The sequence below is a fragment of the Hymenobacter persicinus genome (assembly GCF_004167665.1).
GTDB lineage: Bacteria > Bacteroidota > Bacteroidia > Cytophagales > Hymenobacteraceae > Hymenobacter > Hymenobacter persicinus.
In genome coordinates this window covers 20,781-41,275 of sequence record NZ_SEWE01000023.1, presented here as the reverse complement: position 1 = coordinate 41,275, position 20,495 = coordinate 20,781, and the positions used below count along the sequence as shown (strand labels likewise).

The window sequence follows — 20,495 nt, the reverse complement described above, 5'->3', positions numbered from 1 at the left end:
AGCCGCATATTAGTCAGATTTCGCTGATGTTGGGTTCAGGCCGCGTCCTCCTCGTCGCAGCAGCCGTGGGGCCCGGCTAGGGGCGAGTCCTGCTCAATCTGGACGGTGCTGTGCCCGATGTTGAACTCGTGCTGGAGGGCGTGGTGTAGCTCCTGCAAAAAAGTATTAGCCGGACCGCTGCCGCTGGGGCGCACCAAGTGCACCGTGAGGGCCGTTTCCTGGGTGCTCAACGGCCACACGTGCAGGTCGTGCACGTCGGTCACGCCGGGCCGGGCCAGTAGAAACTCCCGCACTTTTTCCAGGTCAATGCCCGCGGGTACGGCCTGCATGCTCAGCTGCACGGTTTCGCGCATTAATCCCCAGGAGCCGTAGGCCACAATGCCCAGAATGCCCAGGCTGATAACCGGGTCTAGCCAGAGCCAGCCGGTCCAGAGCACCAGCCCCCCGCCGATAACCACGCCCACCGATACCAGCGCATCAGTGAGCATGTGCAGGTAAGCCCCGCGCACGTTTACGTCGCCCTTTTGCCCGCTGCTGAACAGCCAGGCCGTGAAGCCGTTGACTACAATGCCCAGGCCGGCCAACAGCATCACCAGCTTGCCGTTCACCGGCTCGGGGTGGCGCAGGTGGCTGATGGTTTCCCACAGAATACCGCCCAGCGCCGCGTAGAGCAGCGCCGCATTCAGCAGTGCCGCCTGAATCGTAATGCCCTTGTAGCCGTAGGTGTAGCGGGCTGAGGAGCGCCGCTTGGCCAGCAGCGCCGCGCCCCAGGCCAGGGCCAGGCTCAGCACGTCGCTCAGGTTATGACCCGCGTCGGAAAGCAGGGCCGAGGAATTGGCCCACAGCCCGCCCGCGGCTTCCAGGGCCACAAACAGCAGGTTCAGGGCAATGCCCCAGCCAAAGGCCTTGCTGAAGTTGCCGTCAGGCGGGGGGCCGTGGTGATGACCGGCGTGGTCGGATCCGTGGTGGTCGTGGGCCATGGGAAGAGCAGAAAGCGGGGACAGGTAAAACTGCGGCACAGCGCCGGCTCGTTCACTACTGGGTGCCGGGCAGCAACGTAGCGGCAACGAGCTCTGCTCCTTACTCCGAACTCAGCCTTGGGGTTCAACTCGGCCGGTGATGCTTTTAGTGGCTGGTCGGCTTCGCTACCGGCTGGGGCTTAAACACGGTGCGAAAGGCCTGCAGGGCCGCCGGATGATAGATGGTGGCGTGGGTTTCCTGAGGCATGGGCGCGTAGTACCACTTCAGGGCGCGGCCGGCCTTGGCTCGCATAGTTTGGTCGAGGCGCTGGGCGGCGGGACCCTGCGCATCGCTGCTGGTGGCCACGTACAGCGTTTTGGGCGCGCCGTCTTCCTTAAGCTGGAGGCTACCAGCCTGATTTACGAGCTGCTCGTTGTTCCACCAGATACTAGGGTCAATGGCCACGTAGGTGTCGAACAGGGCAGGCTCCAGAACCATTGTTTCCAAGACAAACAGCCCTGCCAACGACTCGCCCACAATGGCTTTTTCGGACGTGGTGCGGTAGCGCCGGGTTATTTCTGGCATCAGCTCCGTGCGGATAAACTGCCGGAACGTGGCCGAGCCGCCCACTTTAGGCGCAATCTTCTTGTCCTCGGCGTTGGTGGTGGGGCCCGTCATGTCGCGTCGGCGCTGGGTATTTTCAATGCCCACCAGGATAAAGGGCCGCATGCCTTCGTTGCCGGTCAGCACCTGTACCAGCCCGGCCACGTGGAGAAAATCCTCCTTGAGGCCCCCGTCCGGCATATAAAGTACCGGCAGCCGCAGCGTGGCCGAGTCCTGGTAGGCCGCCGGCAGATACACGTTGATCCGGCGCATTTCCCCCATCACTTTGGAGTTCAGGGTAAACGTCTGGCCGATAACCAGAGGGGCGGCTGCGGGGCTTTTAACGGCGTTTTGAGCGTTTGCAGCGGAAGCAAACCCGAACAGCAGCGCGAACCAGAGAAAGGAGAGTCGGAACATGGGATGGGGGAAATGACGGCCCGGCTGGCCGTGGGTGGGCCCGGAAGTAAGGGAATAGATGGGCGCCAAAGTACGAGCGTTTTACCATTCCGTTCGGTCCTGTCGTCGCAGTAGGTGGCCAGGCCACACGGCAGGCGTGTCACACCCACAGTAGATGGGCTTACTTGGTTGGCGCCAGTAGCTGCTCGGCCTCGGCTACCTCGGCCGTGAGAGCCGCCAGCCGCAGGCGCAGCAGGGCCTGAGCCGTGGTGCCGCTGCGCGCCAGCTCCTGCCGGGCGTCGGCTTCGAAGGTGGCCAGCCAAGCTGGTGCGGCAGTACCCGGCGGCGCTAGGGCCGCCAGCAGGGTGGGCAAGGCCGCCAGCCGCCGCCGGGCCCAAGTAGCCCGCTCCAGCATTCCGCTCAACTCAAAAGCCAGCTGGTTGGCCCGCTGCTGGCAAGCCTGCTGACGCTGAAGCACCGCTTGGGCGTCCAGCGGCTCCGGACTGGGGTCGGTAGCGGTGGAATGCAGGGCCAGCGTGAGGGCCGCCTGGGGCATAGCGGCCCGCCCCGGCAGTCCCCGCACCCCGCGTTCCACCTGCGACACCATCATCTTACTCAGCCCCAGGCACTGGCCCAGACCAGTCTGGCTCAGCCCAAACCAAGCCCGGAGCCGGGGCAGCAGGCCCATGTTTGCCGCAACGTTTTGCATACTCAAGCTGGTTGTGCTTTATGATGTTGGAAATCACAAAAAAAGTAAAGCAGATCCAAACAGAACCTGCTTTACTTTTAGGTATATTCCGTAATACGTAAAGCAAGGCCTAATGTTGGGCTTGCTCTAATGGGCAGTGAGCTTAGTTGAAAGCCAGGGGCACCACCAGCTTCACACTCACGTTGCGGCCCTGATTGAACACACCGGTGCGGCCGTTGGCGGCATTGAAGGCGGCGTACTTGAGGCGGCTCAGGTGGCTTTGGTAGCCCACGTCAAATAGGTTGTTGCCGGCCAGAAACACCGAAAAAAGCGTTTTGCCCGCGGCGTTCTGCACGTCTGAGCCCAGGCCCAGGTTGACGAGGGTATAGCCCGGGGTGCGGGTTTCAGTATCAAAGGCGGAGAAGAAACGGTTCTGGGCGAAGGTGTGCTCCACGCCCCCGCGGGCGTAGAGGTTGGCCAGGCGGGTGGTGCCCACCTTCCGGAAATTCACCCGCAGCTCCGATTGCAGCCGGTCGGCGGGAATGAAGGGCAGGTATTTGTGGTCGGCAGACTGGCCGAGCTGCACGGCGCGCACCATCGAAAACGAGTTTTCGAAGTGCAGCCAGTCGAGCGGGTGGGGGTGCAGGTCGAGGCTGATTTCGCCGCCGGCCAGCCGGGCCGTACCCTGCCCGTAGCGAAACACTGGGTCACCTTCGGCCGAAATGGAGTCATTGAGCCGGCTGGGGAAGATGTAGTTCTGAATCTGGTTGCGGAAGGCATCCACGCTCAGGCTGACGTGGTCGGTGGTGTAGCTCACGCCCCCGTCGAGCTGGAGGCTGGTTTCGGCCTTGAGGTTGGTTTCCCCGATTTCGTAGCGGATGGTGCCCTCATGCTTGCCGTTGGAGGCCAGCTCGGCAATGTTGGGCGCCCGGAAGCCCCTCGACACGTTGGCTTTGAGCACCAGCTTGTCGGTGGCGCTGAACGAGCCGCCCGCGCTGCCCGATACGTTGCGGAACGTGCGGCGGAAGCCCGCAAACTTCAGCTCTCCATCGGCGGCCGGCTGCTCGTCGGCATTCAGGTACAGCGCGTCGCCGGTGATGGTGCGCACGTCTTCGCGCAGACCGCCGCTGAGGTCGAGGCGGCCGAAGCTTTTCTTGGCCACGGCAAACACGCCGTTGTCGAACAGGCGGTAGGCCGGAATCAGGAATTCGACGCCCTTGTTCACGTTTTGCTGCTGCATGCCACTGGTGCCCAGCGTGAGGTTCCAGCCGCGCATTTCGGGCAGGTAGTAGCGCACAGCGTAGTCGAGGGTGCGGAGCTGGAAAAACAGCGAGGTTTCGGCCGGGTCCACTACGTTGCCGAATTCCCGGCGCAGGTTCTGCTGCCAGCCCACGTTCACCGTCAGCCGGCTCTGGCCCAGAATGAAGTTGTTGTCGGTGCCGATACGCAAGTGGTTGATCTGCTGCTGGGGCACGGCCAGGCCGTAGCCGCGCAGGTCGGCATCCGTCACGGGCACGCCCAGGGCGGAGTCGCCGGAGGCCACCTGCTTAAGGAAGCGGCCGGTGGTTTCGTCCCGGTCACCTTCTACGAGGCCCACGCGCTGATTAAACGACGACACGGTGAGGTGGGAGTAGCCCCAGCTTTTGTTCAGGCCCACGTAGCCATTGGCGTCGAGCTCCCGGAAGCCGGAGTTGTAGACGCGGCCGTCGTAGCGGTTGCGGTAGTCGCCGGCCAGCTTGCTGCTGCCGCGTACGAGCCAGTTGAAGCCATTCTTGTTGCCGGCATTGAGCAGGGAATAGCCCTGCAAATGGTTGTTGGTTTGGTAATTGGCCGCTACCGAACCCAGGATTTTACCTTCCTCCACCGGGTCGGGGGCCAGGAAGTTGACCACGCCGGCCATGCCGTCGGAGCCGTAGAGCAGGCTGCCGGGGCCTTTGATGACCTCGGCCCGGTCGATGGCGTACTCGTCTATTTCGATGCCGTGCTCGTCGCCCCACTGCTGGCCTTCCTGCTTGGCGCCGTTGTTGAGCGTAATCACGCGGTTGGAACCCAGCCCTCGGATAACGGGCTTGCTGATGCCGGCGCCGGTGGTAATCTGGGCCACGCCGGGCGTGTGGGCAATGGCATCGACGGCATTGCTGGCCGCCGTCTGATTGAGGCGGGTCCGGTCGATAACGGTGGTCGGAACCGGGGAGCGGCGCAGCTCGGTGGCCGCCGACACGCCCGTGACGACCACCTGCCCAATTTCGGTGGCGGCCGAAGTCAGGGCAACGTCCAGGGCCTGGGGGCTGCCCACGTCTACGGTGCGCACCACGGTGTTGTAGCCCAGAAAGCGCACCTGCATCAGGAAGCGTCCCCGAGGCAGGCTGTTGAATTGAAATGTGCCGTCGGGGCCGGTAGCCGTGGCCTGCTTGAGGTCGGGAAACAATACCGTGGCGCCCGGGAGGGGCTCTTTGGTGGCGTCGTCGATAACGCGGCCGGTAACCGGCAGGGTCGCCACGCGGGCGGGCTTAGGCGCCGGAGCCGACTGGGCCCAGGCAGCAGTGGCCGGCCCCAGCAGCGCGGTAGCCAGAAAAAATCGGAACATATCAGCGGGAAGTGAAAATCAGAAAATGAAGCGGCAAGGGGGCGCAGCCCCGGGGGAAGAAAACGCCAGCCAGTGGCCGGCGCCTTCCCCGTTTCTCCAACCAAACCAGGAGAGCCGGCGCCGGGCTCCGCGCGGGAGCCGGCATACCAAGCGGCAAGCCGCCGCCCACCACCCAGCGGGGCGGCTGAGTGGCGGGCGGGCTGGTATCCGCAAAAAAAAAGTGGGAGTGGGCCGCCGGTGCGCAGCCAAGCCACGCACGCGCCGGGGCGGCAAAACAGGCGGGACGCTAAGCGCGGGCCGGGGGGCCGCGCAGCAGGGCTGCCGGGGCCGAAGCTTTGCCCCAGGCCACAAATGGCCGGATGGAATGGGGCTGGTAGTAGGCCGCGGCCACTCCAAATTCGAGCAGCGGTGCTACCTGAAACGGCAGCGTGCAGAAGTGGTCAGTCTGGCAGTGCTGGTGCTTGGCCGTCAGGATAGCCTTGGCGGTCTTCAGCTCCCGGCTAGGTTCCTGCTCGGTGTGCTTGTGGGCGTGCAGGGCCAGTATCAGCGCATCGGGCAGCAGCACCCGCACGAAGCACAGGAGCAGCAATACCGCCAGATGGGACCGAAAAGCACGCATTTGCAACAATGTGTCAGAAAGTGCCCAAAGGTAGTAGATTTTTACTTGCAGCAACGTGCGTACCGGGGCTCGGCTTTTCACCAAAGCATAATGGTCGGGAAACGCGCAGGCAACACCGGCGCCCCACCTTTGCCAGCGTAATTCACCCTAACTGCTTTGCCATGAAAAGCCTGTCCCGCCGTTTGCTGTGGTCGTTGGTTTCCTCCCTGCGTCCGGCCCGTCAGCGGCCCCGCCCGGCCGAAGACGTAGCGCTGTTCGTGTAAGGCCCAGACCCGCCCGATGCGGTGAAGCTCAGCCGCAGGTGCGGGGCTTCGCGGTGTTGTGCTGCTGGGTATTGTTATATAAATAATTGATTGTTCGGAATGAGGGGAATATAAAATAAAACAGGGCCGGGCAAGGTGCCAGTGAACGGCGTACGGCGGATGAATCCAGCCTTTGGTCGACTAATATCCGGCGCTGGGCTAATGGAATTAGGCGTAATGCATTGCACGGTAGTATATTTGTTCCCGATTGACCGCGCTAAGGCGGCTGCGTAGAGGGGATGATTTACACACTGGATTCACTTTGTTTTCAATATGACATTTCAATGGATTTGCTGCGCTGGAAATGGCGCGGCTCCATTGATTTGATCAAATTTAGCCAGGCCCTGGACTACCTGGCCGACTTTTCCCAACAGCACCACGTCACCCGCTGGCTGGCCGATACATCGGACATGCCACTGGTCGGCATCGATGAGCAGGTATGGCTGGGGGAAGAATGGCTGCCGCGGTTTGTTCGGCTGGGCGTGAGCAAGATCGGGCTGGTGCTGCCGCTGAGCCTGCACAATGTGCTGGTGATTGAGCACCTGATGGTGGACACCCAGCGCTACACGCCGGCCAACCTGCAGTTCTTTTCCGACTCGCTGGCCGGCCTGGACTGGCTCACCGACTCGTCCCCGCAGATTATGGCGCTGGAGCAGCAGTGGGAGCAGTCGGTGGGCTGCCGGGAGCCGCGGCCCTTGGTCGCATAGTGTGCCGGCGGCTGTCAAACTGACAGCGCGCAGCGGCGTGGAACAGCTTTTGAAACACGAAACCAAACGAACCCCGGCTTGTAGAGGCTGGCGTTTCGTCCGGTTTTTTAGTTTCACCACCCTTAGGCAACGCGCTATGCAAGAGAAAGGTAGCATCTCGATTCACACCGAGAATATCTTCCCCATCATCAAGAAATTCCTGTACTCCGACCACGAAATCTTCCTGCGGGAGCTGGTTTCCAACGCGGTAGACGCCACTCAGAAGCTCAAGAGCCTGGCCCAGCTGGGCGAGTTTAAGGGCGAGCTAGGGGAACTGAAGGTGAAGGTGAGCGTGGACAAGGAAGCCCGCACCATCACCATCTCGGACCGCGGCCTGGGCATGACGGCCGAGGAAATCAAGAAGTACATCAACCAGATTGCCTTCTCCGGGGCTTCCGAGTTTGTGGAGAAATACAAGGAGCAGGACGCGGCCACCAAGGACCAGATCATCGGTAAGTTCGGCATGGGCTTCTACTCGGCCTTCATGGTGGCCGACAACGTGGAAATCTTCTCCAAAAGCTACCAGGAAGGCACCGAGGGCGCCCACTGGACCTGCGACGGCAGCACGGAATTTACGCTCGAAACCACCGATAAAGCCGACCGGGGCACCGACATCGTGCTGCACGTGGCCGCCGATTCCGACGAGTTCCTGGAGCCGGCCCGCCTCCGCACCATCCTGAACAAGTACTGCAAGTTCCTGCCCGTCGAAATCGAGTTCGAGGGCGAGGTTATCAACCAGACCCAGCCCATCTGGACCAAGCAGCCGGCCGAGCTGACCGACGAGGACTACAAGAAGTTCTACCACGAGCTGTATCCGATGAGCATGGACGAACCCCTGTTCTGGATTCATCTCAACGTGGACTACCCGTTCAACCTGACCGGCATCCTGTATTTCCCCAAGGTGAAGGACGAGCTGCAGTTCCAGCGCAACAAAATCCAGCTCTACTCGCGGCAGGTGTTCATCACCGACGAGGTGAAGGACGTGGTGCCCGAGTTCCTGATGCTGCTCCACGGCGTGATTGACTCGCCCGATATTCCGCTGAACGTGTCGCGCAGCTTCCTGCAGGCTGATGCCGCGGTGAAGAAAATCAATACCTACATTACCAAGAAGGTCGCCGACAAGCTGGCCGAGCTCTACCGCAAGGACCGCGCGGGCTTCGAGGAGAAGTGGTCGGACATCGGGCTGTTCGTGAAGTACGGCATGCTCTCCGACGAAAAGTTTTACGACAAGGCTAAGGACTTTGCCTTGGTGCAGAACGTGGCCGGCAAGTTCTTCACCCTGCCCGAGTACCAGGAATTTGTGCAGGCCAACCAGAAGGATAAAAACGAGCAGACCGTGGTACTGTACACCACCGATGCCGAGGCTCAGCACGCCTTCGTGCAGGCCGCCCAGGACCGCGGCTACGACGTGCTCAAGCTCGACGGCCCGCTGGACTCGCACTTCATTGGCCAACTCGAGCAGAAGCTGGAGAAAACCACCTTCAAGCGCGTAGATGCCGAGACCATCGGCAAGCTGATCGAGAAGGACGACACGACCGAGAGCGTGCTCAGCGACGACGACAAAACTCGTTTGCAGGAGCTGTTTACCAAGGCTATCCGCAACGAGCACATGCACGTGCAGGTGGAGGCCCTCTCGCCCCAGGACTCGCCGGTGGTCATCACGCTGCCCGAGTTTATGCGCCGCATGAAGGACATGCAGCGCACCGGCGGGGGCGGCGGCATGCAGATGTTCGGTAACCTGCCCGACTCGTACACGGTGAGCGTGAATGCCAACCACCCCGTGGCCCAGCGCGTGCTCAGCGCCGAGGGCGAAGCCGGCGAGAAGCTGGCCCGTCAGGCCTTCGACCTTGGCCTGCTGGCCCAGGGCCTGCTGAAAGGCGAAGCCCTGACGGCCTTTGTAAAGCGCAGCGCCGATTTGCTGGCCGCCGAGTAGCCGCCCGCCGTTTTTGCTACCTAGGTAATAAGGAGCCCCTGGCCGTTGGTCAGGGGTTTTCTTTTTAGGCGGGCGGGAACAAGCAGACTATGTAACTTTGGCTGCCGTCGTGGCCGACGGCTTCATCTGCTTTCCTCGTTATGTTTGATCATCTATCGTACCCGGAACCGCTGCGCAAGACCATTGCCTGGGGTGGTCTGGTTACTTACGCGGCGCTGGTACTGCTGGTGCGGGTGGTGCACATCGGGCTGGTCCACAAGCCTTATTCCGAGCGACTGCAGTGGGCCGAGCACGTGCTGCGCCGCACCGAGCACCTGCCCCAGCGCAAGCTGCTGTTTGCCGACAAGGACATTCGCATGGATACGGTGATGATGACGTTTGCCACGTCCTACGAGTTCTGGCTGCTCTCGTCCCTGGAAAAGCCCTACCAGGCCCGCTCTATCTGCATCAGCGGCAACCCCGATGAGCACGCCGGCGGCCTGAACAAGCGGCAGGCGTTTATTGCCGCCTAGGGCGTGTTTGATTATGCTTTGCTGCCGCCCAAGTACTTCCCGTTTCCGGCCAGCGACACCACCACCTACCAGCGCGCCGACTACAACCAGATTATGAACCAGCCGGTGAAGTGGTAGGGCGGGAGCTCCGGTGCCGGTCGGGCACCAAATCCCTCTACCATTACGTTTGCCCTTCCGAACCGCTTTTCCTCGTTGATGCGTCCATTTCAGCTTTTACTGCTTCTGCTCACGGCTCTACTGCTGGCCACTGGGGCCTGCTCTAAAAAGACCGTTTCCTTCAACAGCAAGCCGGATTCCGGCCTGGCGGGCGGGGTGGTGCGCGATTCGCTCACTACGGCCCGCGACACCACCAACGCGCCTTCGCTGGAAACCAACCGGGTGGTGCTGACCAAGGAGCAGGAGCGGGCCGCCAAGGAAAAGCAAAAGGCCGCCCAACGCGCCCCGAAAAAGAAGAAGAACGTGTTCCTCGGGGAGCGAATCAAGAAGGGCTTCACCAAGTCGGGGCCAAAGGGACGCAACCAGATCATCGAGGTGTTCTACTACCTGCGCACGTTTCAGCAGCCCAACGACTTCGCCCCGGCTCGCTACTATTTCGACGCGCGCAAGCGTAAAATCTTCAAAACCACCGACGAGCTGGACCCCGCCACGGCCAAAGTGCTGCACGGGCCCTACAAGAAGCTCCAGGGCGGTAAGGTTATCGAAACCGGCTATTTCGCTCTGGGTACCCGTCACCTGCGCTGGGAGAAGTTCAACAAGGACAACGTGCTGCTCAGCAAGAACCACTACGAAATGGGCTTCCCCCGCGACGCCCAGGTGAGCTACTACGCCAACGACAAAAAGCGCCTGAAGGAAGTGATTCCCTACACCCAGGGCAAAATCGACGGCGACTATGTGAGCTTCACCGAGCACGGCAAGCGGGAGTGGGAAGGCCAGTTTGAAAACGGCAAGAAAGTAGGGGAGTGGACCAAGTACTGGGGCTTCCGCAACACCAAGGACCGCCGCCACTACGTGTATCAGTACGGCGAATCAGGCTACGAGCCGGAAGTGCAGGAGCCGGTGCTGCTCAAGGAATACAACCGCAACGGCGTGCTGGTCTACGAAAAGGACAAGCTCGACAAGCGCGACGCCGTTACGGACCGTCCCGGGTCGAAAAAGTAAAGATAACTAGCTCTCAAAAGAAGCCCGTCGGCACCCCGGCGGGCTTCTTTTGTGCCTAAGTCTGCTCGTCGGCTCTAGTAAAATGCATCCTCAAAGTGCTCGAGGCGAAAGCCGCCGGCCACCTGCTGCAGGGCCAGAATGTCGAACCGAATGTCGCCGGCCCAGTTCACTTCCTCCTGGTACTGCTCAGCCGCCAGCCGAAACAGCGCCCGCTTCCGCTCCGTCACGAATTCCTCCGGATGGCCGAACCGGGCCGAGGACCGGGCCTTGACTTCCACGAAAACCAGCAGCGCATCGCCCAGCCGGGCAATCAGGTCGACTTCGGCGCGCCGGAAGCGGTAGTTGCGCTCCACGATGGTGAAGCCCTGGGCCTGCAGGTGGGCGGCGGCGGCCTCGCCGGCTTGGCCGAGCAGGTGGGCAGAACTGGGCATAGGAGGGAGGGAGCGAAAGGGGGGAAGTAGAGGTTGGAGCTAAATCTAGTACCTTTGCGCCTATCTGCGGGTCGGCTTGCGCCGCTCGTTAGACTTCCGGCCAGGGTTGACCGGGCTATATAAAAACACCGCTATGGATCTGCTATCCGCCTGTGTAACGCCGTTTGCTGCCCCCGAGGCGGCGCTGGTGCCCGATGCCAGGAAGCCGGGGCAGAACCGGCAGATTCGGGTGGAAAAGTTGGGGTTGGTTGGCTACGAAGCCACCTGGGCCCACCAGGAAGAGCTGCTGGCGGCTACGGTGGCCCTCAAAAACCACAACCGGCAGGCGGCCGAGGCGGGGTCGCCCATCACCCCCACTCCTAATAGTATAGTGCTGTGCCAGCACCCGCACGTGTACACGCTGGGTAAGAGTGGCAAGCCCGAGCATTTGCTGCTCAGCGAAGCCGAGCTGGCCGAGCACGGCGCCACTTACCACCGCATCAACCGCGGCGGCGACATCACCTACCACGGCCCCGGTCAGCTGGTGGGCTACCCCATTCTGGACCTCGACAATTTCTTCAACGACATTCACCGCTACCTGCGGGTGCTCGAGGAAGCCGTTATCAATACTCTGGCCGAGTATGGGCTGCGGGCGGGCCGCATTGCGGGCCTGACCGGCGTCTGGCTCGACTTTGCCGAAGGAGCCGCCAACCCGCGGAAAATCTGCGCCATGGGCGTCAAGTGCAGCCGCTGGGTGACCATGCACGGCTTTGCTCTCAACATCAACACCGACCTCGCGTACTTCGGCTACATCGTGCCCTGCGGTATCACCGATAAGGCCGTGACCTCGCTCCAGCAGGAGCTGGGCCGTGCCGTGCCCTTGCCCGAGGTCGAAGAAAAGCTGCTCCGGCATCTGGCTACCCTGCTCGATGCCGAGCTTATCCGTTAAGCAGGCATGAAAGACGATATCAAGTTTGATCCGGTTGAGGGCGTATCCATTGCCGTGGTGCCGGACGATAATCCTACCCCCGGGGAGGGCAAGCAGGTGTGGCAGGTGTACCTGCTCAACCACAACCCCTTTCCCCTGAGCAACGTCATTGTCAGCTCCAACGGCTACGGCACCCGCGAGGGCGGCGAAGTGGTGCGGACATCTACGCTGCGGCACGTAATGATGGAAGTGGAGCCCCAGAGCGCCGTTCCCATCGAGCCCATCGACCCTGACCTGTTTCACCTCAACAACCAGTACTGGGTGAGCTACTACCACGGACCGCAGATTTTCGACAAGAAATTCATCTTCGTGCCCGATTCCATTGTTCCAGCTAACCTAATCCACATTGCCCTGCTCAACCGCGAAGGCGTACTGCATAGCTAGGCACTGATCCGCAAAAGCCCGGCGAGCGTACATCTTCGGGCATATTTGCTTAATTTTGAGTCGATAATATGAATCCAATCGGAATTCAGTTGGGCCTGTCCTTTCTCTGGGCATTTCTGGTGGCACTGTTTGCGGTGCCCTCCATCATCTATATTGCCCACCTGAAAAACATGCTCGACACGCCCAACGTGCGCACCGTGCACGAGTCGCTCACGCCGCGGCTGGGTGGGGTGGCCGTCTTTGCGGGCTTCATGTCGTCGCTCACCATCTTCGCCAATCTCAGCAATGGTATTCAGCAACTCCTGGCTGGCTGCATCGTGCTGTTCTTCGTAGGCCTCAAAGACGACCTGGTTAGCATTACGGTCGGCAAGAAGTTCGTGGGCCAACTGCTGGCTACTGGCATCGTCATGATTATGGCCGATGTGCGGGTAACCAGCTTCCAGGGAATTCTGGGTATTCACGAGCTGCCCATCGGCATCAGCTACGCCTTCACCTTTCTGGCCATTGTGGGTATCACCAACGCCATCAACCTCATTGATGGCCTCGACGGTCTGGCCGGCACCATCGTGCTGATTATTACCAGCACCTACGGCTACTACTTTCTGCGCTATGGCGGGCCCAACTACGGCAACTACGTTTTCGTTTCCGTCTGCCTGATTGGCGGTATGCTGGGCTTCTTGCGCTACAACTTCCACCGCGCCAGTATCTTCATGGGCGACACCGGCTCCCTGGTCTGCGGCTTTATCGTCTCGATCCTGACGATTCAATTTATTGAGATGGGGGGCAAAATCGGGCAGCCCTTCGGTGCTTCGTCGCCTGCGGTGGCCATCGGCATCCTGTTCGTGCCCCTCTTCGACACGCTGCGCGTCTTTATCGTGCGCATGATGGCCGGCCGTTCCCCCTTTGCGCCCGATAAAAACCACATTCACCACCGCATTCTGGCCATGGGCTTCCAGCAGATTAGCACCGTGATGCTGCTCGGGCTGCTCAATCTGGTCGTGATTCTGTTCGTTATCAACTTCGCGGCCGTCGGCAATACGTGGCTGATTGTGGGGCTGGTAGCATTTTCGCTCGTGCTGAGCGTGTTTCTGGGCGTGTACCAGAGCCGGAGCGCCCAGCAGCGGGTGGCTTCCTAGCGCGGAGCTCCGCCCACCATGCAGGGGAAAAGTATGTTGCTGTTCCGCTTCCATTGGCTAATCCCTCTCCTGGCTCTGCTGCTGACCCAGCTTCGGGCCACAGCTGCTGAGTACCGGCCCTTGCCGCCGGCACCCCGCGGGGGCCTCACCGCCGATTGGCTGATCTACGATACGGCCCGCAACAGCCTTATTCTCTACCTGCCGGACTACCACGCCCCAGCGGCAGCCTACTACCAGTGGGTGGGGTTGCGCCCCAACAAGCCCTTACTTATCACGTTTGCGGCCCGCAAAAACCTGAGCTTGTTTCTCGACAACCGGCTGGTGTTTACGGCCAGCCGTCCCGCCTCCTATACTCTGGACCTGGCGGAGCTATTGCCCAAAACCGAGCGGCTAGGTAACCACCTACTCTGCGTGTGGCAGCCGGAAGTACCGCCTAATCTGGCGTCTTTCACCAATGCTACCGTGGTTCCCGTCGCCCAGAGCGGTAAGGGCACCGCTACGGCCGCTCTGCTCGCTCAGCCCCGGCCGCTGGGGCACCAGGGCCAGAACGTATTTCTGTGCTTTCTGCTGGTCATTGGGCTGCTCTACGGCGGTATCCGGGCCACCTACCAGCCGGGCTTTGCCCGAATCTACCAGTTTGAGGGTCTCTGGAGCAAGCAGTCCAACGACCAGGACTTCCTGACCAAGCCCACGCTGACCTGGCTCAATTTGCTGCTGGTCATGGTTTTTGCGCTGTCCTTTGCCCTGCTGCTGGTGGCCATTCACACCAACATCCAGACCATCGTTATCCTGCGCCGCCTCTTCGACGTGCCCGAGTCCGCCATTGTGCTGCGGGTACTGCTCTACGCCGCCCTGATTGCGGGGTTCGTGCTGGGTAAATACCTGTTTCTGGAGCTGATGGGCTATATTTTCGATGTTACGCCCCTGGTGATGGTACAGTACCGCGAATTTGTGCGGACCATTCTGTTCATGGGTCTGTTTCTGCCTCTAGTGATGCTGCTCTACCTGGGGCTCAACCAAACCCTGCCCGAAACGGTGCTGTGGGTTTCCAACGGGGTGGTTTCCTTGATGTTGGTGGGCACCGTGGTTCGCATTGCGCGCACGCTGCACCGCCGGGCCTCCCTACTTAATCTACATTTGTTTTCGTACCTTTGCGCCACGGAAGTGATTCCACTGGTCATTTTGCTGAAATTGATCGTTTTTACCTACTAATGCCCCGAGTGTCAGTGGCTTGAACGCTGATTTCTCCCAACGACCCACCTATTGCCCGAAATTTACCCTTCTTTTAATTTTATGGCCGAAAGCAAAGACAAACCGGGTACGGGCCGGCATGCAAAGCGCATTTCCAGCATTCTGGTAACCCAGCCTAAGCCGACGAACGACATCAATCCTTACTTTGCCATTGCCGAGAAATACGGTATCAAAGTGGATTTTCGGGAGTTCATTCAGGTTGATCCGGTTTCTTACAAGGACTTCCGCAAGGAAAAAGTCAACATTGCTGAACACACGGCAATCATCTTCACGAGCCGCAACGCGGTTGACCACTTCTTCCGGATCTGTCAGGAGGCAAAGCTGGAGATGCCCGCCGAAATGAAGTACTTCTGCATCTCGGAACAAACTGCCAACTATCTGCAGAAATACATCGTGCTGCGTAAGCGCAAGCTCTTTGTGGGCCAGCGCACGGCCGTCGATCTGTTCGACGTTATCAAGAAGCACAAGACCGAGAAGTTCCTGTATCCTTGCTCCGACATCCGCAAGGATGATATTCCGGAGTTTATGCGCGCCAACGGTTTCAAATTCACCGAGGCCGTTATCTACCGCACGGTGGCCAGCGACCTGTCGGACTTGACCGACGTGAAGTACGACTGCCTCGCGTTTTTCAGCCCCTCGGGCATTAGCTCCCTGTTCATCAACTTCCCTGATTTTGAGCAGAATGGCACTCGCATAGCGGCTTTTGGCCCAACGACGGCCAAAGCTGTGCGCGACGCGGGCTTGGAATTGGACATTGAAGCGCCGCAGCCCAATGCGCCCTCCATGACCGGGGCCATTGAAGCCTACATCCGGCACCACCACGGAATCGACGCCTACAAAGACAAGAAGGCGAGCGGCAAGCAGAGCGCCTAGACAAGGTACCTAATTGAACAAACAGGCGAGTCAGCTCCTTCGGAGTGATTCGCCTGTTTTTTTTAGCGTATTTGTTGCAGAGGGTTTTTTCCATACATTTGGAAACACTTGCGTTGTCCACCCCAGCGCGTAACAAACCCCATATCAGTCGCTTCTATGAAGGGAACTCTACTTGCCACCCTCCTGCTATCGGCAGTTGCCGGTTCAGCCCTTGCACAGCAGCAGCCCCAGTTTAGCCATTATGGCTTTAACGGGATGTATCTGAACCCTGCCTACGCCGGAATAAAAGGCCAAGGTGAAATTACCACCCTTGGTCGGTACCAGTATCTTGGCTACAACGCCACCTTCGACGATGGAGGCTCTCCGCAAACCTACATGCTGAGCGCCTCCCTGCCCGTGGCGGCCATTGGCGGTGGCATCGGCATCAGCGTATTTCGGGATAAAGTGGCGCAGTCGAATATCACCAACGCCCAGCTGTCCTATTCCAAGCACATCAAAGTTGGGGAAGGCCGTCTCGGTATTGGGGTGCAGGGTATCTTCAACCACCTGAGCAAAGGTCTGTACCGTCCAATCGATAAAAACGACGGCAGCGTGCCCCGGGATGGTTCCGACCAGAAGATTGATGCCGGCGTCGGCGTCTGGTACGAATCCGATAAGCTGTACGTGGGCTTGAGCGCCAACAACCTGCTGCGTTCCCAGTACAAATTCAAGAGCGAGGGCGGCGACAATACGGCCCAGGTCATTGGCGAAAACCACGCTTACCTCACGGCCGGTTATAATATCGAAGCCTCCTCGTCGGTTGTCGTCACGCCGACAGTGTTGGCTAAGCTGGTGATGCCGGGCAAGTTTGGCGACAGCAACAAATTTACCTTTAAGAATAATTCGTATGAGGCCGGCGTGCGCGCTACCTTTAATGATAAGTTTTGGGGGGGCGTAGGATACCGCTACGATGAATCGTTTACGGGGCTTTTGGGCATGAGCTTTGCTAAAGACAACGCTCTGCGCTTTGGTTATGCATTCGACTTTATTGCATTCAACCAAGACGCACGTGCATTTAGTTCGCACGAAATTATGCTCTCCTACCGTCTGCCCAAGCCCGGGCTGGCTATTCGCCCGGCTATCCGGACTCCCCGTTACAGCTTCTAAATTACGGGCTGTTGCGGACCAACTCCACCCTCTGATTACGTGCTGACTGGTTTTCTGGTGTTGCTGTACTAAGTCGCTAAGTTTCTTCGTTTAACCGGTAAGTTGTCTAGTTCGTAGACACTTGAGCGGTATTAAACGATATGCTTGCGGACGAATGTAAGATTCACTAAATTTGCCAGCTCATTAAATTGTAATCTTCGGGTATCGCCGCCTAAACAGTCTTTTTTTTCTTGACATGAACAAGTTACTCGTATTGCCTCTCTTCGCCCTTTCGGCGCTGTTCTTGGGAGGCTGTGGTTTTGGAAAAGGACCGCAGGGCGACCTGGTCGGGGCACAAGACCGCCCCGAGTTCAATCCCCAGGAAGTGCCGTTCGGCATGGTTCCTTGCCCAGGCGGCACCTTCCACATGGGTCAGACGGACCAGGATATCTCGGCTTCGATGGTCAACATGAACAAGCAGGTGACTATCGCCGGCTTCTACATGGATGAGACGGAGATTACTAACAATGAGTACCGGCAGTTCATGAATGCCATCCGCCAAGACTCGATTGACGTGCTCGGCGAAGAGTATGTGATGACGGAATTGTATCCGGATACCACCGTGTGGGTGCGCGACTTTACCTACCACATGGGTGACCCGCTGATGGAGTACTACTACACCCACCCAGCTTTCGACGATTACCCAGTAGTGGGCGTCGACTGGTTCGCGGCGAAGTATTTCTGCAACTGGCGCACCAAGAACAAGAATGCGGCTAACGCCGAAGCCGGCCTCGCGCCAACGCCAAACTTCCGTCTGCCCTCCGAGGCTGAGTGGGAGTACGCCGCCCGGGGTGGTCGTAACCTTGCTACTTACCCTTGGGGTGGTCCATACCTGCGCAACTCGAAAGGCTGCATGCTGGCGAACTTCAAGCCCGGCCGCGGTGACTACGCCAGCGACGGGTATGCCTACACCGCTCCGGTCGGTTCGTTCTTCCCCAACGACTTTGGTCTCTACGACATGTCGGGCAACGTAGCCGAGTGGTGCGACGATGCTTACATGGAAGCTTCGGTACCCGTGGTATGGGACATGAACCCAACCAACCCGGACGACAACGAGCCTCGCAAAGTAGTTCGTGGCGGCTCTTGGAAGGACATTTCGTACTTCCTCGAAACGGGCTCGCGCAACTTCGAATACCAGGACTCGGCTCGCTCCTACATCGGTTTCCGCACCGCTATGATCCAGATCGGCCAGGGTACCAACAACGCTCTGAACTAATTCCGCCTACAGCAGCCTTTTAGATTTCCGTTTCAACACGTTTTCGCTTCTCAACTTCATCCAATCCAATTCTTTCAACTCAAGTAAAATGGCAGCAAAAGGCGGTAGCTTCATGTATGACGTGGTTATGCCCAAGGTGTATGGCATCGGGGCCGCAGTCGTAATCATCGGGGCATTGTTTAAGATTCTGCACTGGAAAGGTGCCGACGTAATGTTGATGGTAGGTCTGGGCACGGAAGCTCTGATTTTCTTTCTGAGTGCTTTCCAGCCAAACCCCAAGGAAACGGATTGGTCGTTGGTATACCCCGAGCTTTCGGAAGGCTACGACCCCTCGACGAATAGCAACAGCCTGTCGGCTAACAACAACAGCCAGGGTCTGACCCGCAAGCTGGACGACATGCTGAAGGACGCCAACGTAACCCCAGAGGCTATTGCTTCGCTGGGCCAGGGCCTGAACCGGTTGAGCACCACTACCCAGCAGCTTTCCTCGCTCGGTGATGCTACCAACGCTACGGAAGAGTACACGACCAAAGTGCGTTCGGCGGCTCAGTCGCTCGAGAAAATCAACGAAGCTTACTCGCAGACCGCCCAGGCTATCGGCGCTATGTCGGATGCTACTTCGGATGCCCGTGAGTACCACCTGCAGGTGCAGAACGTAACCAAGAACTTGGGTGCTCTGAACGCAGTCTACGAAATGGAGCTCCAGGATGCTAACACGCACCTGAAGTCCATGAATAAGTTCTACGGCACGTTGAGCCAGGCTATGGAAAACCTGACCGAAGCTGGCAAAGAGACCGACCAGTTCAAGCAGGAAGTGACTCAGCTGACCACCAACCTGGGTTCGCTGAACCGCGTCTACGGCAACATGCTAAACGCCATGCGCGCTACCAGCTAAGGCTGATAGCAACTGCATAGAACGTTTCTGTCCAATAATTTTATCGACTAGGAAAGAACACGATGGCGGGAGGAAAAGAGACTCCACGGCAAAAAATGATTGGCATGATGTACCTGGTACTGACTGCCCTTCTTGCCCTACAAGTTAACTCAGCAATTCTGCTCAAGTTCAAATTCTTGGATGACAGCCTGTTCGGTATCAACGAAAAGGTGTCCAAGGCGAACGAAGGCACGGTAAAGGGGATTCAGGCACAAGTCGTGAAGAACCGCAATACGCCCCAGGATGTGGCCGTATTGAAACAAAGCGAAGAAATCCGGACCCGCTCGCAGCAGATGGTTGCCTATCTGCGCGACATCCGGGACAAACTCGTAACGGCCACGGAGAACACCAAAGGCAAGAACGAGTACAAGAACATGTCGGCCGAAGACAAGGTGGCCATCACCATGCTGGGCGGTAGCAAGAACGGTGCTGCCTACGCTATGAAGGATGAGCTCAACAAGTACTCGACCTACATCAAGCAGTTTGTACCAAACGCTGCTCCCCTGGCCCTCGACGCCAAGGATGACGCCAGCATCATGGAGCCCGAGCAGAAAAGCAAAAACTTTGCTGAGCTGAACTTCGAAAACACTCCGCTGGTAGCTGCTTTGGCAGTACTGTCGCAGAAAGAGGCCGAAGTACTGAAGTACGAGTCGGATGCTCTGGCTGCCCAGTCGGCCAAGGTTGGTGGCAACATCATTGTATTCGACAAAGTGGGCGCCTTCGCCAGCGCGGAGTCGAACACGGTAGCAGCTGGTACGAAGTACAAAGCTGAGCTGTTCCTGACGGCTTCGGCTTCGGGGCTGAACCCGTCGATGACGCTGAACGGCTCGCCGCTGCGCGTGAATTCGGACGGTCATGGTCTGGTTGAGTTCACGGCAACGCCCGGCGGCTTCGACGCAGCCGGTAACGCCAAGAAGAGCTGGACGGGTACGATTCGCTTCAAGCAGAACGGCCGCGACACCACTTTCACCAAGAAAGTTGACTACGTGGTTACCAAGCCCGTTATGCAGATTCAGTCGGCTTCGGTGCAGGCACTGTATTTCAAATGCGGCAACAAGCTCAGCGTACAGGTTCCCGCACTCGGGGCTCAGTACAAGCCAAGCTTCGGTGCTTCCGGGGCCTCGGTTATCCAAGGTTCCAAGCTGGGTGACGTAACGCTGGTGCCCAACTCGCGCGAGGTGACCCTGAGCGTGAGCAGCGGCGGCAACGCCATCGGTTCCCAGACTTTCCAGGTCCGTCCGATTCCTAAGCCAGAGATTCAGTGCTGGGTAGGTGGTCGTCCGGCCAACGAAAAGCAGGGCACTCCGATTACGGCCGTGCGCAATATGATTCTGAAGGCTGTTCCGGATGCTGGTTTCGCCACCTTCCTGCCCGACGATGCTCGCTACCGCGTGACGCGCTACGAAGTAACGTTGGTGCGGGGTAAGCGCCCCGCCATGCCAACGATGACGTTCAACAGCCCCGATGCTAACCTGACTTCCGTTGTAAACTCGGGCCGTGAAGGTGACCGTCTGTACATCGAGGTGAAGGAAGTACGCCGCCTGAACTTCCAGGATCAGCAGGAAGAAGTTAAAGTGTCGAAGCAATTCAATATTCCGCTGCTGTAAAGCGTTA

19 protein-coding genes are annotated in these 20,495 nt (G+C 59.1%); 13 read left to right on the top strand and 6 right to left on the bottom strand.

Annotation, left to right across the window (positions count from 1 at the left end):
- Positions 1-35: 35 nt before the first annotated feature.
- The 5 genes from EWM57_RS12165 to EWM57_RS12145 all read right to left on the bottom strand — a co-directional run bounded on the left by EWM57_RS12165 (position 36) and on the right by EWM57_RS12145 (position 5,853).
- A complete protein-coding gene (locus EWM57_RS12165) occupies positions 36-980 on the bottom strand; it encodes a cation diffusion facilitator family transporter (RefSeq protein ID WP_129921425.1) in 945 nt (314 codons plus the stop codon).
- A 145-nt stretch (positions 981-1,125) separates the two neighbouring features.
- Positions 1,126-1,980 (bottom strand): alpha/beta hydrolase, encoded by an 855-nt coding sequence (locus EWM57_RS12160; RefSeq protein ID WP_129921424.1) that lies wholly within the window; start codon positions 1,978-1,980, stop codon positions 1,126-1,128.
- Positions 1,981-2,140: 160 nt separating this feature from the next.
- Complete coding sequence (locus EWM57_RS12155) at positions 2,141-2,668, bottom strand: hypothetical protein (RefSeq protein ID WP_129921423.1); 528 nt, start codon at positions 2,666-2,668, stop codon at positions 2,141-2,143.
- Positions 2,669-2,810: 142 nt separating this feature from the next.
- Positions 2,811-5,234: a TonB-dependent receptor gene (locus EWM57_RS12150; protein ID WP_129921422.1), complete on the bottom strand. Its 2,424-nt coding sequence runs from the start codon at positions 5,232-5,234 to the stop codon at positions 2,811-2,813.
- A 286-nt stretch (positions 5,235-5,520) separates the two neighbouring features.
- A complete protein-coding gene (locus tag EWM57_RS12145) occupies positions 5,521-5,853 on the bottom strand; it encodes a hypothetical protein (RefSeq protein ID WP_129921421.1) in 333 nt (110 codons plus the stop codon).
- Between the two features lie 586 nt (positions 5,854-6,439).
- Between EWM57_RS12145 and EWM57_RS12140 the strand changes: the two genes are divergently transcribed.
- From EWM57_RS12140 to EWM57_RS12125, 4 genes are all read left to right on the top strand, one after another.
- A complete protein-coding gene (locus tag EWM57_RS12140; protein ID WP_129921420.1) occupies positions 6,440-6,862 on the top strand; it encodes a hypothetical protein in 423 nt (140 codons plus the stop codon).
- Positions 6,863-6,998: 136 nt separating this feature from the next.
- Positions 6,999-8,834: a molecular chaperone HtpG gene (htpG, locus tag EWM57_RS12135; RefSeq protein WP_129921419.1), complete on the top strand. Its 1,836-nt coding sequence runs from the start codon at positions 6,999-7,001 to the stop codon at positions 8,832-8,834.
- Between the two features lie 140 nt (positions 8,835-8,974).
- The gene (locus tag EWM57_RS12130) at positions 8,975-9,346 is read left to right on the top strand and encodes a hypothetical protein (RefSeq protein ID WP_129921418.1); all 372 of its coding nucleotides are present in this window, start codon (positions 8,975-8,977) and stop codon (positions 9,344-9,346) included.
- 195 nt (positions 9,347-9,541) lie between these two features.
- On the top strand, positions 9,542-10,504 hold the full coding sequence (locus EWM57_RS12125; protein ID WP_129921417.1) for a toxin-antitoxin system YwqK family antitoxin: 963 nt from the start codon (positions 9,542-9,544) through the stop codon (positions 10,502-10,504).
- A gap of 74 nt (positions 10,505-10,578) precedes the next feature.
- Here EWM57_RS12125 and EWM57_RS12120 read toward each other — a convergent pair whose 3' ends face one another.
- The gene (locus EWM57_RS12120; protein WP_129921416.1) at positions 10,579-10,935 is read right to left on the bottom strand and encodes a YraN family protein; all 357 of its coding nucleotides are present in this window, start codon (positions 10,933-10,935) and stop codon (positions 10,579-10,581) included.
- Positions 10,936-11,068: 133 nt separating this feature from the next.
- Here EWM57_RS12120 and lipB point away from each other — a divergent pair, with 133 nt between their 5' ends.
- The 9 genes from lipB to porM all read left to right on the top strand — a co-directional run bounded on the left by lipB (position 11,069) and on the right by porM (position 20,488).
- Positions 11,069-11,863 (top strand): lipoyl(octanoyl) transferase LipB, encoded by a 795-nt coding sequence (gene lipB, locus EWM57_RS12115; RefSeq protein WP_129921415.1) that lies wholly within the window; start codon positions 11,069-11,071, stop codon positions 11,861-11,863.
- Between the two features lie 6 nt (positions 11,864-11,869).
- Positions 11,870-12,286 carry a hypothetical protein gene (locus EWM57_RS12110; RefSeq protein WP_129921414.1) on the top strand — a complete coding sequence of 139 codons (417 nt, stop codon included), beginning with the start codon at positions 11,870-11,872 and terminating at the stop codon, positions 12,284-12,286.
- 68 nt (positions 12,287-12,354) lie between these two features.
- On the top strand, positions 12,355-13,422 hold the full coding sequence (locus tag EWM57_RS12105) for an MraY family glycosyltransferase (protein ID WP_242510053.1): 1,068 nt from the start codon (positions 12,355-12,357) through the stop codon (positions 13,420-13,422).
- A 33-nt stretch (positions 13,423-13,455) separates the two neighbouring features.
- Complete coding sequence (locus EWM57_RS12100) at positions 13,456-14,634, top strand: DUF4271 domain-containing protein (RefSeq protein ID WP_165370501.1); 1,179 nt, start codon at positions 13,456-13,458, stop codon at positions 14,632-14,634.
- Between the two features lie 81 nt (positions 14,635-14,715).
- Positions 14,716-15,546: a uroporphyrinogen-III synthase gene (locus EWM57_RS12095; protein WP_129921412.1), complete on the top strand. Its 831-nt coding sequence runs from the start codon at positions 14,716-14,718 to the stop codon at positions 15,544-15,546.
- A gap of 156 nt (positions 15,547-15,702) precedes the next feature.
- Complete coding sequence (locus tag EWM57_RS12090; RefSeq protein WP_129921411.1) at positions 15,703-16,692, top strand: PorP/SprF family type IX secretion system membrane protein; 990 nt, start codon at positions 15,703-15,705, stop codon at positions 16,690-16,692.
- A 235-nt stretch (positions 16,693-16,927) separates the two neighbouring features.
- Positions 16,928-17,947, top strand: coding sequence for a T9SS ring complex lipoprotein PorK/GldK (gene porK / locus EWM57_RS12085; RefSeq protein ID WP_129921410.1), 1,020 nt, complete (start codon positions 16,928-16,930; stop codon positions 17,945-17,947).
- A gap of 88 nt (positions 17,948-18,035) precedes the next feature.
- Positions 18,036-18,842, top strand: a complete 807-nt coding sequence (porL, locus tag EWM57_RS12080; protein WP_129921409.1) for a type IX secretion system motor protein PorL/GldL — start codon at positions 18,036-18,038, stop codon at positions 18,840-18,842.
- Positions 18,843-18,904: 62 nt separating this feature from the next.
- Complete coding sequence (gene porM, locus EWM57_RS12075; RefSeq protein WP_129921408.1) at positions 18,905-20,488, top strand: type IX secretion system motor protein PorM/GldM; 1,584 nt, start codon at positions 18,905-18,907, stop codon at positions 20,486-20,488.
- Positions 20,489-20,495 lie beyond the last annotated feature (7 nt).